A 295-nucleotide genomic window follows, 5' to 3' on the forward strand; every position below is an offset into this window, starting at 1 on the left:
CCGCCCTTGGTGCGGCGGTGCGGGTCGTCCCCGCACCCGCGGGGGTTGCTCCCTCCTGACACGGGAGGCGCACGCGCGTGGTGTGTCGTCCCCGCACCCGCGGGGGTTGCTCCCGCCAGGGCCGGACCCATCCCGACCACCACAGGTCGTCCCCGCACCCGCGGAGGTTGCTCGCCGTCCGAGGTGTACCCCCTGATGGTTAAGAGTTCCTAACAGAAGTCGTTGATCAAGTAACCATCGGCTTGTCTGCTCGTTGGTCGGGTCGTGGGAAAGCGTCAGTCGCGGCCGTGGATCG

This window comes from Streptomyces sp. NPDC034670 (assembly GCF_055574875.1).